Source organism: Paenibacillus glufosinatiresistens, from assembly GCF_031470375.1.
GTDB classification, from domain to species: Bacteria; Bacillota; Bacilli; order Paenibacillales; family Paenibacillaceae; genus Paenibacillus_AQ; species Paenibacillus_AQ glufosinatiresistens.
Map to the genome: position 1 here is coordinate 195614 of NZ_JAVFHT010000002.1, position 13885 is coordinate 209498.

At 57.1% G+C, this 13885-nt stretch carries 11 protein-coding genes; 1 reads left to right on the plus strand and 10 read right to left on the minus strand.

Going from position 1 to position 13885, the window contains the following annotated elements; all coding sequences use genetic code 11:
- Positions 1–145: 145 nt before the first annotated feature.
- On the plus strand, positions 146–1216 hold the full coding sequence (gene splB / locus RBI05_RS03970; protein ID WP_408638303.1) for a spore photoproduct lyase: 1071 nt from the start codon (positions 146–148) through the stop codon (positions 1214–1216).
- A gap of 21 nt (positions 1217–1237) precedes the next feature.
- Here the strand turns inward: splB and RBI05_RS03975 are convergent, their stop codons facing one another.
- The 10 genes from RBI05_RS03975 to pflB form a co-directional block, all read right to left on the minus strand.
- On the minus strand, positions 1238–1951 hold the full coding sequence (locus RBI05_RS03975; protein ID WP_310550195.1) for a cytochrome c biogenesis CcdA family protein: 714 nt from the start codon (positions 1949–1951) through the stop codon (positions 1238–1240).
- A gap of 24 nt (positions 1952–1975) precedes the next feature.
- Positions 1976–2776 carry a metal ABC transporter permease gene (locus tag RBI05_RS03980; protein ID WP_310550299.1) on the minus strand — a complete coding sequence of 267 codons (801 nt, stop codon included), beginning with the start codon at positions 2774–2776 and terminating at the stop codon, positions 1976–1978.
- A 28-nt stretch (positions 2777–2804) separates the two neighbouring features.
- The gene (locus RBI05_RS03985) at positions 2805–3554 is read right to left on the minus strand and encodes a metal ABC transporter ATP-binding protein (protein WP_150456796.1); all 750 of its coding nucleotides are present in this window, start codon (positions 3552–3554) and stop codon (positions 2805–2807) included.
- 31 nt (positions 3555–3585) lie between these two features.
- Positions 3586–4569, minus strand: coding sequence for a metal ABC transporter substrate-binding protein (locus tag RBI05_RS03990; protein WP_310550196.1), 984 nt, complete (start codon positions 4567–4569; stop codon positions 3586–3588).
- A gap of 151 nt (positions 4570–4720) precedes the next feature.
- A complete protein-coding gene (metG, locus tag RBI05_RS03995) occupies positions 4721–6787 on the minus strand; it encodes a methionine--tRNA ligase (protein WP_310550300.1) in 2067 nt (688 codons plus the stop codon).
- A gap of 334 nt (positions 6788–7121) precedes the next feature.
- The gene (gene yidD / locus RBI05_RS04000; RefSeq protein WP_310550197.1) at positions 7122–7394 is read right to left on the minus strand and encodes a membrane protein insertion efficiency factor YidD; all 273 of its coding nucleotides are present in this window, start codon (positions 7392–7394) and stop codon (positions 7122–7124) included.
- Positions 7391–7858, minus strand: coding sequence for a Fur family transcriptional regulator (locus tag RBI05_RS04005; RefSeq protein WP_150457039.1), 468 nt, complete (start codon positions 7856–7858; stop codon positions 7391–7393). Before RBI05_RS04005 ends, yidD begins: the two co-directional genes overlap by 4 nt.
- 183 nt (positions 7859–8041) lie before the next feature.
- Complete coding sequence (locus RBI05_RS04010) at positions 8042–10267, minus strand: copper amine oxidase N-terminal domain-containing protein (protein ID WP_310550198.1); 2226 nt, start codon at positions 10265–10267, stop codon at positions 8042–8044.
- A gap of 327 nt (positions 10268–10594) precedes the next feature.
- Complete coding sequence (gene pflA / locus RBI05_RS04015) at positions 10595–11332, minus strand: pyruvate formate-lyase-activating protein (RefSeq protein ID WP_310550199.1); 738 nt, start codon at positions 11330–11332, stop codon at positions 10595–10597.
- Positions 11333–11463: 131 nt separating this feature from the next.
- Positions 11464–13725, minus strand: coding sequence for a formate C-acetyltransferase (gene pflB / locus RBI05_RS04020; RefSeq protein WP_150456802.1), 2262 nt, complete (start codon positions 13723–13725; stop codon positions 11464–11466).
- Between the last annotated feature and the right edge of the window lie 160 nt (positions 13726–13885).

Below are 13885 nucleotides of genomic sequence, written 5' to 3' on the forward strand. Positions count from 1 at the left end.
ACTCTATTCATGATACATGTTTCTGACGGCCCTTGGCAAGTCGGCGCCTGTCCTGCAGCCTCTGGCGGGCATTGCCATGACTGCTTGCCGGAAGGCTGCGGGACACTATAGCCATCTTCTCGCGAAGGAGCTGATCCCCTTGTCCATTCTTACGCCAAGCCGGCCTCCGGCTCGCAAGCCCCGGCCCACCGCGCCTTTTGTTCCGGAGCTGGTGTACTTCGAGCCGGATGCGCTCCAGTACCCCAAAGGCGAGCGAATTCTGAACTGGGTCCGTGAGCAGGGCATCCCTTACCGGATGACCACCTCGCATAACCGGATTACCAATCTGCCGGGGGAGACCGAGAGCGAGCAGTACAAAATCGCCAAACGGACCCTGGTGGTCGGCCTCCGCAAAACGCTGGAATTCGACCAGTCCAAACCGTCCGCCGATTATGCCATCCCGATCGCCACGGGCTGTATGGGCCACTGTCATTACTGCTACCTGCAGACAACGCTTGGGGCGAAGCCTTATATCCGCGTCTACGTCAACACGGACGACGTCATAGCAGCCGCGAAGCGCTACATCGAGCAGGGCGCACCGAAGATCACCACCTTCGAGGCAGCCTGCACCTCGGACCCGGTCGGGCTGGAGCATATTACCGGGTCCCTGGCGGAGCTGATCACCTTTATGGCGGACGAGCCGCTCGGCCGGCTGCGTTTTGTCACGAAATTCCCGCATGTCGATTCGCTGCTCGGCCTCAAGCACAACGGCCATACCCGCATCCGGTTCAGCATCAATGCCGATTATGTCATCCGCAATTTCGAGCCCGCCACCTCGCGGTTCGAGGAACGGCTCGAAGCCGCAGGCAAAGTCGCCCGCGCCGGTTATCCGCTCGGGTTCATTATCGCCCCGATTATTTGGCACGACGGCTGGGAAGAAGGCTACGGCGAGCTGCTGTCCCGTCTGGCACTCGCGATGCCGCCCGGAACGACCGGCAAGGGACTGACCTTCGAACTGATCCAGCACCGGTTCACCAAGACGGCCAAATCCGTGATCGAGAAACGATATCCGAAGACCAAACTCGAGATGGACATCGAGAAACGCAAAAAAAAATGGGGACGCTGGGGGCAGAACAAGTACGTCTATCCCGACGAGCAGCAAAACGCCCTGCGAGAGTTCCTCACAGAGCGGATTTTTGAACATTTTCCCGAGGCGGGCATCGACTACTTCACCTGACGTCCGCTTAGCAGCCGGGCTTCAGAATTTCAGCCATCCCGGAGTCATGCTCTGCAGCCAGACCGTTATGCGGAACAGCCGGTCCGTCAGCAGCAGAGCGCCGATGGCAACCATCAGCCCTCCTCCGGTTCGCATCAGCGGGACCGAATACTTCAGCAGCCGCCGGGCGCCGCCGATGAAGAACGACAACAGCAGAAAAGGCAAGGCGAATCCGAGGCAATAGCCGGTCATCAGCGCCGCCCAGGAGGCCGGCTCCTGCACGGACAGGGCCAGAATGCCGGACAGAATCGGACCGACGCACGGCGACCAGCCGGCGGAGAAGCCGACGCCCAGCAGGAAGGAACCCGCATAACCCGCCGGCCGCCTGGCTATGGCCAGCTTGCGTTCCTTCATCAATGCCCGGGGGCGAATCAGTCCGAGCAGCACCAGCCCCATCACGATCATCAGGATCGCCGAGAGCTGGCGGATCAGCTCGCGCTGGTCTCCCCACAGCCGGCCGAACAGACTGGCCCCGAGACCAAGGGCATAGAAGACCGCCGACAGACCCAGCGCAAAAGCCCCTGTATGCAGCAGTATTCTCAACCGGACCCTCGCGGTCCGGTGTTCCGTGCGGAGTTCGCGGACCGACAGACCGGTGATATAGGAGAAATAGGAAGGGTACAGCGGCAGGCAGCAGGGCGAGACGAAGGAAGCCGCGCCGGCCGCCACGGCCAGCCCCAGATTCACTTCGCTCACAGGCAGACCTCCAGTCGGTTAGGTCTAGCTTACCCCTTTTTTGCCGATCAGAGTCACGATGAGCAGCGCGATCAGCAGCAGCACAATCGTAGCCCCGGGCGCAAGGTTCCAGACGCCGGCCACGACCAGACCGCCGATGACGGCGATCTCCGCCACCACGACCGCCAGGACGACGGTCTTCTTGAAGCTGCGCGCCAGCAGCAGACTGGTGGCGACCGGAATGGTGAGCAGCGCCGACACGAGCAGCGAACCGACGATTTTGATCGCGGTGCTGATGACAAGGGCGGTCATGACGGTCAGCAGCAGATTCAGCATACGAACCGGAAGGCCGCTGACGCTGGCTGCATCCTCCTCGAAGCTCAGCAGGAAGAATTCCTTGAAGAAGAGAATAATGACGGCAACCACCAGAACCGTGACGATGCCGACCACGATCAAGTCCGCCGAATTCAGCGTATAAATGCTGCCGAACAAATACCCCATGACATCTGCATTATAGCCTTTTCCCAATGTAAAAAAGAGCGAGGCGAGCGCAACGCCGCCCGACATTATAATCGCAATCGACAGCTCGGCGTAGCTCTTGTACGCCTTGCGCAGCTTCTCGATGGCGAACGAAGCCGCCACCGCGAACACCAGCCCGGCTCCCAGCGGATAGAAGCCGGTCAAAAATCCGAGCGCCACCCCGGCAATGGTAACGTGCGCCAGCGTGTCTCCGATCATCGACAGCCGCCGCAGCACAAGGAAGACGCCGATCAACGGCGCCGTAATCCCGATCAGCAGGCCGCCCGCGAGCGCCCGCCGGAAAAAATCGCTTGTTAGGATATCCAGCAACTTAAATAATCTCCTCCCGTTAGGCCTAGATCAGCGTATGCCGCAGATTATCCTCGGCGCAATCCTGGGCTTCGTGCGAATGGCGGGAATAAAAATGAACGCCGCCGCATTTCTGAACCGGCTCCGGACCGAGGTAATCATGGATCATATCCAGGTCATGGGATACCATCAGCAAAGTCATATGATGATGGGCGTGCATATGCGTGATCAGCTCGAAGAAGCCTTTCTGCGTCTCTGCGTCGATGCCGACGGTCGGCTCATCGAGAATGAGCAGATCCGGATGGTTGATCAGCGCCCGGGCCAGGAAGACCCGCTGCTGCTGTCCGCCGGAGAGCTCGCCGACCCGTGAATTCGCAATGGACGTAATGCGCATCACTTCCATCGCATCCTCGCATTTGCGCTGCTCGGCCCGCCCGACGCGGCGAAGCAGACTCTTGTTGTTGTACAGACCGGACTGGACCACTTCGCGGACCGTTGCCGGAAAGAGCGGATTCAGCGCATTCTTCTGCGGAACATACCCGATCCGTTCCCAGTCCTTGAACCGGCGGACCGGCTGGCCGAACAGCCGGATCTCGCCGGCGGTCGGCGTCAGCAGACCGACAATCATCCGCAGCAGCGTCGTCTTCCCTGCCCCGTTCGCTCCGATCACACCGACAAAATCGCGTTCCCGCACCTGATAATTCAGATCGCGGATAACGTCTCGTCCTCCGTAGTTGAAGGACAGATTGTCCATTTCAATAATATGCTGATGACAATCCGCAGATGTCGGGAGCATTTGCCCGCCTCCTTTCACTGGCGCTTTTCTCTTATTGTAAGGCGAGCACCAGATTTTGCAAATTGGACGACATCAGCGTGAAGTACGTATCCCCGTTCTTCTTCTGCTTGTCTGTCAGGCCCTCCACCGGATTCAGAACCAGCGTCTTCACCCCGGCTTCGCCCGCCAGCGTCTTGGCCAGCCGGTCCGATACCAGCTCCTCGAAGAAGATGTACCGGATCTTCTCTGCCTTGACCTTCTTCGCCAGCTTGACCAGATCCTGAGCCCGCGGCTCGGCATCCGGCGACAGCCCCATGATCGCATGCTGGGTCAGACCGTAATCCCGGCACAGATAGCCGAACGCCTGATGGGAGACGACAATCTCCTTCTTCGGCAGCCCGGACAGCGTGCTCGCGAACTCGGCATCCAGCGCCTTCAGCTTGCTCTCCAGAACCTGGTACCGCTGCTCATAGCCGCCGCGGTGAGCCGGATCGGCCTTAATCAGACTGTCTTTGATGTTGGCCGCCATAATCAATGCGGATTTTGGACTTACCCAGGTGTGGGGGTCGGTATGAAGCGTGTCCGTACCGGTATGCGCATCTTCCGCTTCCCCGTTCTCGTGGTCATGCCCGTCGTCTTCGCCGGACGTAATCAGCTCGATGCCCCGGCTGACCTCAACCGCCTGCACCCCGCTGTCTCCGCTCAGCCCTTTAAGAAAGTTCGGCACCCAGCCTTCCAGGCCCGCCCCGTTGTACAGGAAGAGCTGCGCCTTGGACGTATTGGCGATGTCCTGGCTGCGCGGTGTCCAGTCATGCGGTTCTACGCCCGTCGGCAGCAGATTGATAATATGGGCATCGTCTCCGCCGATCTCCTTGGCGAATTCATAGATCGGATAGAACGTCGTGACAACATTGACCTTGCCTTCCACAATAGCGCTCTGACTGCCCGCTCCGCAGCCTGGCAGAACCAACGCCAGCAGCAGCAGAACCGGCAGCGCGCCGTACTTCCACCCTTTACCCTTAAATAGTTGTTTCATTATTCTTCTCCCGTAATCGTAAAATTTACTATTTGAATTATAATAGTAATAATTACGATAAGTCAACCGCAAGATGCGCCAGACGGCCAATCCTGCCCGGATTGGCCGTCTCTTATTCTGCGGCAGTCAGCCGCTGGCGCCTGACCGTCTGCTATTTAACAATGGCGCCGTTCGGCATGCTGTCCGGCACGCTGACCAGACTGAGCTGATCGCCCTTCGAAGCGGCGAGAATCATACCCTGCGACAGTTCGCCGCGCAGCTTCACCGGCTTCAGATTCACGATGCAAATGACCTTGCGGCCCACCAGCTCTTCCGGCGTGTAGAACTTGGCGATGCCCGATACCACCTGGCGCTGTTCGTATCCGAGGTCAAGCTGCAGCTTCAGCAATTTGTCGGCCTTCTTGACCGGCTCAGCCGCAATAACCTGGGCCACGCGAAGTTCCGTCTTGGCAAAATCGTCGATGCCGATCTCGTCCTTGTGCTCTTCGGCCGGCTCCGACACAGCCGCTTCGGCCTTCGGCGCATCCGCCGCTTCCTCCGCCTTCTTGCCGCCGCCCATCGCCCCCGCGATGTAGGCGACTTCCTGCTCCACATCCAGCCGCGGGAAGATCGGATCGCCCTTGACGAGCCGGGTGCCGGCCGGAATCAGGCCGAACGTTCTGCCGCTGTCCCAGGCGGTCAGCTCTCCGGCTTCGATGCCGAGCTGCGCCCAGATCTTGGCCGGCGCCTGCGTCAGGAACGGCTGGAGCAGAATCGAGGCCGTGCGCAGCCCTTCGGCCAGATGCCGCATTACCGAGGCCAACTCGCCTCTTTGGCTCTCATCCTTGGCGAGCACCCAAGGCTGGGTCTCGTCGATGTATTTGTTCGTGCGGCTTACCAGAGCGCCGATGGCGGTCAAGGCGACGGAGAACTCCATCTTTTCCATGGCTTCTTCCACCTTGGCATAAGTGTCGGCGACCGCTTCCTCCAGACTGCCGTCAAACGCCGTGACCTGACCCTCATAAGCGGGAAGCACACCGTCAAAATATTTCTCAATCATCGCTACCGTCCGGTTCAGCAGATTGCCGAGGTCATTCGCCAGATCATAGTTGATCCGGTCCACGAAGCTCTCCGGCGTGAAGGTGCCGTCGGAACCGAAAGGAACCTCCCGCAGCAGATAGTAACGCAGCGCATCCAGACCGTAGCGGTCGATCAGCGTTACCGGGTCCACCACGTTGCCCTTCGACTTGGACATCTTGCCGTCCTTCATCAGCAGCCACCCGTGGGCGAACACCTTCTTCGGCAGAGGCTCGCCGAGCGCCATCAGAATAATCGGCCAATAGATCGTATGGAACCGGACAATCTCTTTGCCGACAATATGCACATCGGCCGGCCAGAACTTGTCGTACAGGCTGGTGTTCTCGCTGCCGTAGCCAAGCGCCGTAATGTAATTGGTCAGCGCGTCGATCCAGACGTAGACCACGTGCTTCGGATCACCCTTGACCTTCACCCCCCAGTCGAAGGTCGTCCGCGATACGGCGAGATCCTCCAGCCCCGGCTTGATAAAGTTGTTGATCATCTCGTTCTTGCGCGATTCCGGCAGAATGAATTCCGGGTTCTCCTCATAGAACTTCAGCAGCCGGTCCGCATACTTGCTCATCCGGAAGAAATAGCTTTCTTCCCGCACCAGTTCGACGGGATGGCCGCTGTCCGGGCTCTTGGCCGCAATGATTTTGCCGGAAGCATCCCGCTCGATATCGACGAGCTGCGTCTCCGTATAGAACGTCTCATCGGGGATGCAGTACCAGCCTTCGTACTCGCCCTTGTAGATATCCCCCTGCTGAAGCAGCCGGTCGAAAATATCGGCCACCACTTTCTTGTGGCGCTCCTCCGTGGTCCGGATGAAGTCGTCATTGGAGATCTCCAGCTTCTTCCACAGTTCCTGAATGCCGGCCACAATATCATCCACGAACTGCTGCGGGGTCTTGCCCGCCTGCTCCGCCTTCTGCTCAATCTTCTGGCCGTGTTCATCCGTTCCCGTCAGATACCGGACCTCATAGCCGCGCAGCCGCTTGTAACGGGCCATCGCATCGCCGGCCACCGTCGAATAGGCGTGCCCGATGTGCAGCTTGTCGCTCGGATAATAAATGGGGGTTGTCAGGTAAAACGTCTTCTTCTCGCTCATGTCTCCATCCCTTTCCTGGTTAAAAGAAAAACAAAAAAAGCTCCGCCCCGATATGGGGCGAGAGCTTCTGCTCACGCGATACCACCCAACTTCCCGTCCTCTTTGCAAAGGCCGGCTCAGCCGGTCCCTCTCCGGGACCGTTCCCTTAACGCGGGTCGACGCCTCCGGCTTGCCGAGTCACCCGCTTATCATGCAGGGTCCTCGCCGCTCACCGGCGGTTCCTCCCGGACCATCTTCGGCCGCCAGCGCCCAGACCGGCTTGCACCTGACCCGGCTCTCTGCTGCTGGTGCTGCGGCGTACTCATCCGTTCCTCGGATTATATACTGCAATTCCAATATTCTGCGCATGGCGCTTCGTATTAATCATAGCGAATCCGGCGGGTCGAAGTCAAGCCTGCCCCTGTCCGCCCGGGCTGCCTTCCTGCCGGCGCTTCGGCTTGACCGGAGGCACCGGGTCCAGGCCGCCGGGATGGAACGGATGGCAGCGGGCGATTCGCCGGGCTGCCAGCCAGGCTCCTTTCAGCGGGCCATGGACCCCAATTGCCTCCATCGCATAAGCCGAGCAGGTCGGGTAGAACCGGCACGTAGCCGGCTTCAGCGGGGAAATCACACGGCGGTAAAAGACGATGGGCGCCTGCAGCGCCCGGGTTCCAAGCTTCATCTCGGCCGGTCCCCTTCCCGGTTCGACGCCGGGGCCGCCTCTTCTTCCCGCGCTTCTTCACACTCCCGGCAGTAGCCGAACACTTCGAATTTGTGCTTCACAACGCGAAATTGATCCGGCGTATCCGTCAGGTTCATCGGACAGAATTGGATCGGATACGTCTTCTCGCACTGCAGGCAGATCATATGATGGTGGTGATGCTCCGGATTGCAGCTCCCCTTGAACTTCACGCCGTCCTCAAAAACAATCTGTTCCAGCACCCCGAGCTCTTCCATTACTCTCAGGTTGCGGTATACCGTATCGAAACTGAGACCGCTGTACTTGCGGCCCATATGTTCATACACGTCCTTGGCCGATAAATAGCCGGAGCTCTCTCCGAACAGCTTGGCCAGCGTCCGGCGCTGGTCGGTGATCCGAAGTCCCTGCTTCGACATAATGTGCAGAATCTGATCGGTCGACAGCATAGGCTCATCTCCCCTGATTAAATGCTTCATGAATGCCATCTCCCTAATAATGACGCAAAAGACGGGGACCGTCAATTGCCGGTCCGCCCTCTCCCTTGCCGCCGCTCTCTCCGCAGCGCCGGAACTCGAAAAAAACCGGAGGCCGCAGCCCCCGGTTCTATTATGGGATTATTTCGGGTTCCTCTACTTCTTCGGCGGAAGCGGCTGGAACAGGATGTTGACCGGCAGGTTGCTGCCGGAAGCCGCCGTGAACTGAATTTCAACCGACTGCTCCACATCTCCCGTGCGCCAGAGCACGCTGTTCTGGTTCGGGGCGTCTACAGCGCCGGCATTCGGCGCTTGCACAAGAGTTCCATTGACCAGAAGCGGTCCCTGGTACTTGCCGCCGCGCGGATTCAGGGTAATGAGCGTGTTCGGAGCAACGCGGTTCAGCGTAATTTTGTATATGACCCCGAAGTTCCCCGAGTTGGAGGCATCGGTGCCCGAAAGAGCGTCGGTGCCGGTCAGGTTCGGGTCATCGGCGTTGTAGCCCAGCACCAGACGGGAAGGACTGAGGCCCAGCAGATCGTTGACTACGAGATTCCGGTTCGCGTCCGGGTACGTGCCGCGGTTATGCACACCGTCCCGGTCAAGCAGCGGAAGCGTCGGCAGAACGGCCAGCGGGTCCTTGTTCGAATCTACCATAATAACCGAATACTGCAGCGGATAATCGCTGAATACGTCGGCCAGCATCGAGATGACCTGACCCGGCTTCATGGTCACGTTGTTGATGGTCGTCAGAACGGCCTTGCTCTCGCCTGGCTGCAGGACGATATTGTTCGCCGCGCTGCCGGTCTGCTTGCTCTGGAAATACGTCTCGATTGACTTCTTGCCGGTAGCCGTCGGAATATCAATCGGACCGCCGAAGCCGAGCGCCTGGGTATTCAGCGAAGCGGTATACAGATTATTGTTGGTGGCAATCACGTACATCTTCATATTCGTACTCATCGAATTCTTGTGGTGAACCATGATCCGGGTGTTGCCCATAGCCGTCTCCCGGTACACGATGCCTTCCGAGTATACCGTCTCGGGACTGTTGCTCCGGATCAGGGTTACCGGCTCCGACGAAGACGTATAAGTGACCTTCGGCCAGTTCGGAACAGCTGCGCCGTTAATGACATAGAGATCGCCCAGCGGAACGAACAGCTTATTGAAATCTTCCTGATTATACATAACTTCGCTCGTAATATTGATAATCTTCTCATAAGTGCTGCTGAGCCCGTGGCTGTCGGTAACCGTCAGCTGAATCGGCACCTGGCCCGGGTTGAAGAAAGCGAGCGCCCGGTTAGACCAGCTCTCGGTCAGCGTATCGCCGTCCGGATCGGAGCTGGTATTGGTAATGGTAATCGGCTCCCCGATTTTGTATTCGTCCTTGTCTGTCGTGAACATAGCTACAGGCGGCCGGTTCGGAGTCTGAACCTGAATCGTTAACGTGTACGGATCGCTCCACTCTCCATTGGAATCCTGCACCCAATAGCTGACCGTGTAAGCGCCGGGCTGAGCGAAGACATCCTGTCTTCCTTCCCAGCGTTCATTTGCAATAACGGCGCCGTTCGAGGCCGAAGAGGACGTTGTGTAAGTCACCGTCGTTTCGCCGGCGAAGATTTCACCCGGCTGCACTGTGAATGAGGCCTTCGGCTTGCTGGAGAGCGTCAGAATAACGCACTTCTGCACATTGTCTACCGTGTAAGGAATGCCCAGCGCCTGGGTAATCGAAGTCAGCGGCACCATGAAAGTATTCTTGTATTGGTAAGCCGGGCCCTTCATCGCGGTCGGCTTGCCGTTCACCGTGTACATTTTGCTGTTGGTCTTGAACCGCAGCTCGTTGCCGTCCTTCTTGATAATCGTTTCCTTGGTCTTGTAATCATAGGTGAATTGCAGATTCAAGCGCTCGACCAGGGCGCGAATCGCTATGTACGAGACGCCGTTCTTCACGGCCATCGGCTGGCCGGCCAGATACAGAGAGCCGTTCAGGTACATTTTGTTGCTGTTCATCATCAGCACAAGCTGGCCGCTCGCTGCCGAAGCCGCCGGCGTCACCGCATAAGGCGCTGCAGCGGGAGATGGCGAAGCCCCGGGAGAGGCGGACGGAGTGGCAGTAGCATTGACCGGCGCCGACGCGGATGGCGAGGCCGTGGCGGACGGCTCGGCGGACAAAGTGGCAGCCGGGCCTTCTGTTGCAGTTGGCGTTGGAGACGGAGAGACCGAGGCTTGCGGAGATGGACTGGCTTCCGTTCCCGTGACAGCAGCGGTCTGGAGACGGTCCGATGTGGACGAGGCTCCGGGTTCGGCCGCTGCGACCGCCGTAAGCGACACTGCGGTTTGTGAGACAACTAGTGCGGCAATGAGGGCAAGATTCTTCAGTTTCATGGTATGACTCCTTCTGCTCCTAAAATATATAGGAACGATGAGGCCGGCGCTTATTGGCGCGTTGTTCGTTCTGGCCTTTATCGTTCCCTCAAAAACGCTGCCGCCCCGTTACAGGGCGGCAGGCCTTTTTTGACATCAGATTTCCAGACCATGCAAAATCATAGTATTAGACGCTGGAAACAGGAAAAAGTTTCAGTCTCCCGGAAAATTGTCCCTACGCAAAAAAGGATGGCTCCCATCCTGGCAGATGGTTACCATCCTATAGCATTGTCGGTGAAGCAGCAAATCTGCGGTTCGGAGAGCAGCATGACTCCGGCTGCCGCCCGCTTAGACCAAGGCCGTCTGTCTGCGGCCCTCTTCAATCAGCCGGTATGCCCGCTGGACTTCCTCTTCGGAAGGAGACGGCACGCCTTCCAGTTCATAGGTGCGGCCAAGCATTTCCCACTTATAGATGCCCATTTGATGGTAGGGCAGAATTTCAAACTTCTCTACCCCGTTCAGGGTACCGATGAACCGGCCAAGGTTAAGGAGATCTTCCTCTTTGTTATGAATGCCGGGAACATAGACGTGGCGAATCCACATTTTGCGGCCGTGGTCGGACAACCACCGGGCCAGACGCAGCGTCCGCTCATTCGACTTCCCGGTCAGCTTGATATGGGCTTCATCATTGATATGCTTCAGATCCAGCAGCACAAGGTCCGTAACATCCAGCAGGTCCGTAATCTTGTCCCCTTCATTGTACCCGTTGCTGTCCAGGGTGGTATGCAGGTTCCAGCGCTTCTTGACTTCGCGGAAGAGCTGCTCGACGAACTTCGCCTGCAGCGTCGGTTCGCCCCCGGATACGGTCAGACCGCCGCCGGAAGATTTGTAATAGTGAATATATGGTTCAATTTCCTTGACCATCTCATCGAGGGTTACTTCTCTTCCTTCATCCAGACCCCAGGTATCCGGGTTGTGGCAGTATTGGCATTTCAGGAGACAACCCTGCATGAACAGGACAAAACGGATTCCGGGTCCGTCAACGGTACCAAAGGTTTCAAGCGAATGAATACGGCCTTTAATCATCGGAGGTCATCCTTTCTGGACAATTCGCTGCTGATATCTAAAATTTTAACCAAATCACAACAAGACTTTACCGCCCTTGCCTGCAAGGGCGGTATCCTCTTGGTTCATTCTATGAATGGCCGAACGTCTTCTTACATCTGGCCGTGGAAAGTACGGTTGATAACATCCAGCTGTTGTTCGCGGGTCAGCTTGATGAAGTTAACTGCATAACCCGATACACGGACAGTCAGCTGCGGGTAGTTCTCCGGATGGTCCATGGCGTCCATCAGCTGTTCGCGGTTGAACACGTTGACGTTCAGGTGATGTCCTTTGCTGTGGAAGTATCCGTCCATCATCGCTACCAGGTTGGCCTTGCAGGATTCGTCATCCTTGCCCAGCGCCTTCGGAACGATCGAGAAGGTGTTGGAGATGCCGTCCAGGCTGTCTTCATACGGCAGCTTGGCAACGGAGCTCAGCGAGGCAAGAGCACCCTTCTTGTCGCGGCCGTGCATCGGGTTCGCGCCCGGTGCGAATGGTTCGCCCTTCTTGCGTCCGTCAGGAGTCGTACCGGTCTTCTTGCCATATACGACGTTGGAAGTGATTGTCAGCACCGATTGAGTCGGCAGGGAATCACGGTAAGTCTGGTGCTTGCGGATCATGCCCATGAAGGACTCAACCAGTTCAACGGCGATGCTGTCAACGGCATCGTCATTGTTGCCGTAGCAAGGGAACTCGCCTTCGGTTTCGAAGTCGATGGCAATGCCTTCTTCGTTGCGGATCGGTCTCACCTTCGCGTACTTGATTGCGCTCAGGGAGTCGGTAGCAACCGACAGACCGGCGATACCGCAAGCCATTGTACGAAGGATATCGCGGTCATGCAGCGCCATCTCGATGCGTTCGTAGGAATACTTGTCATGCATGTAGTGGATCACGTTGAGTGTATTGACGTAAGTCTTAGCCAGCCATTCCATCATCGGCTTGAAGCGTTTCATGACTTCTTCGTAATCCAGCACGTCGGAAGTGATGCGCGGATATTCAGGACCTACCTGAGCGCCGGACTTCTCATCCACACCGCCGTTGATTGCGTACAGCAGCGCTTTGGCCAGGTTGGCGCGTGCGCCGAAGAACTGCATCTGCTTGCCGATCCGCATTGCGGATACACAGCAGGCGATACCATAGTCGTCGCCGTAGATCGGACGCATCAGATCATCGTTCTCATACTGAATAGCGCTTGTTTCGATGGATACCTTGGCGCAATATTTCTTGAACGCTTCAGGCAGCTGTTCGGACCAGAGGACTGTCAGGTTCGGTTCCGGAGCCGGGCCCAGGTTGTACAGCGTGTGCAGGAAGCGGAAGCTGTTCTTCGTTACGCGAGTTGTACCGTCAACCGACATCCCGCCGATCGATTCCGTAACCCAAGTCGGGTCGCCGCTGAACAGATCGTTGTAATCAGGAGTACGAAGGAACTTGACGATCCGAAGCTTCATTACGAAATGGTCAACCAGTTCCTGAGCCTGTTCTTCTGTCAGTGTGCCTTCTTCTACATCACGTTGTACATAAATGTCCAGGAAGGAAGATACGCGGCCCAGAGACATAGCGGCGCCGTTCTGTTCCTTGATGGCTGCCAGATAGCCGAAGTATACCCATTGGAAGGCTTCCTTGGCGTTAGTAGCCGGCTTGGAGATATCGAAGCCGTGCATAGCCGCCATTTCTTTCAGTTCGCCCAGAGCGCGAATCTGCTCGGACAGTTCTTCGCGGAGACGAATAACGCTCTCCGTCATGGAATCCACTTCAAGGTTAAGCAGTTCCTGCTTCTTGTCTTTAATAAGGAAATCAATTCCGTACAGAGCCACGCGGCGATAGTCGCCGATAATGCGGCCGCGGCCGTAAGCATCCGGAAGACCGGTAATGATGCCGGCTTTGCGGACGGCTCTCATCTCGCTTGTATATGCATCAAATACGCCTTGGTTATGCGTTTTGCGGATATTCGTGAACATGTCGACAATGCTGCTCGGAAGTTCAAAGCCATAGGCCTTGGTAGCGTCGATCATCATCTTGATGCCGCCGAACGGCTGGATGGAACGTCTGAACGGAGCGTCCGTCTGAACGCCTACGATCTGTTCCTTGTCCTTGTCGATGTAGCCCGGCTTGTGGGAAGTAATCGTGGATACCGTGTTGAGGTCCACATCCCATACGCCGCCTCTTTCTCTTTCTTCCTTGCTCAGCTGGGAAATAATCTTCCACAGTTCCTTTGTATTCTCAGTCGCGCCTGCGAGGAAAGCTTCGTCGCCATGGTACGGCTTGATGTTCGCTGCGATGAAATCGTTAACGTTAACTTTCTTGGACCATTTTCCTTTGACAAAACCGCGCCAGCCCGGTTTGACATCCTGTACTTCTTTTTCAATCACCGACATGCTAAATCCCTCCATATATTTATATGATTTGTAGAGTACGCGGGCTTGAAGGAAAATCCCGTGTCTCGCGATCCCACGTTGTAACAAATTTCACAATAACTTTTCCAATCGGGACCTTATATAAACATTTTAGTTTACTTTCCCAGTGAAGACTGTGATA

Excerpts from the sequence above, each read along its gene's own strand:
- RBI05_RS03985 (WP_150456796.1), bottom strand. The coding sequence starts at position 3,554 with ATGCTCCCGACATCTGCGGATTGTCATCAGCATATTATTGAAATGGAC.
- RBI05_RS03990 (WP_310550196.1), bottom strand. The coding sequence starts at position 4,569 with ATGAAACAACTATTTAAGGGTAAAGGGTGGAAGTACGGCGCGCTGCCG.
- yidD (WP_310550197.1), bottom strand. The coding sequence starts at position 7,394 with ATGAAGCTTGGAACCCGGGCGCTGCAGGCGCCCATCGTCTTTTACCGC.
- RBI05_RS04005 (WP_150457039.1), bottom strand. The coding sequence starts at position 7,858 with ATGCTGTCGACCGATCAGATTCTGCACATTATGTCGAAGCAGGGACTT.
- RBI05_RS04010 (WP_310550198.1), bottom strand. The coding sequence starts at position 10,267 with ATGAAACTGAAGAATCTTGCCCTCATTGCCGCACTAGTTGTCTCACAA.
- pflA (WP_310550199.1), bottom strand. The coding sequence starts at position 11,332 with ATGATTAAAGGCCGTATTCATTCGCTTGAAACCTTTGGTACCGTTGAC.
- pflB (WP_150456802.1), bottom strand. The coding sequence starts at position 13,725 with ATGTCGGTGATTGAAAAAGAAGTACAGGATGTCAAACCGGGCTGGCGC.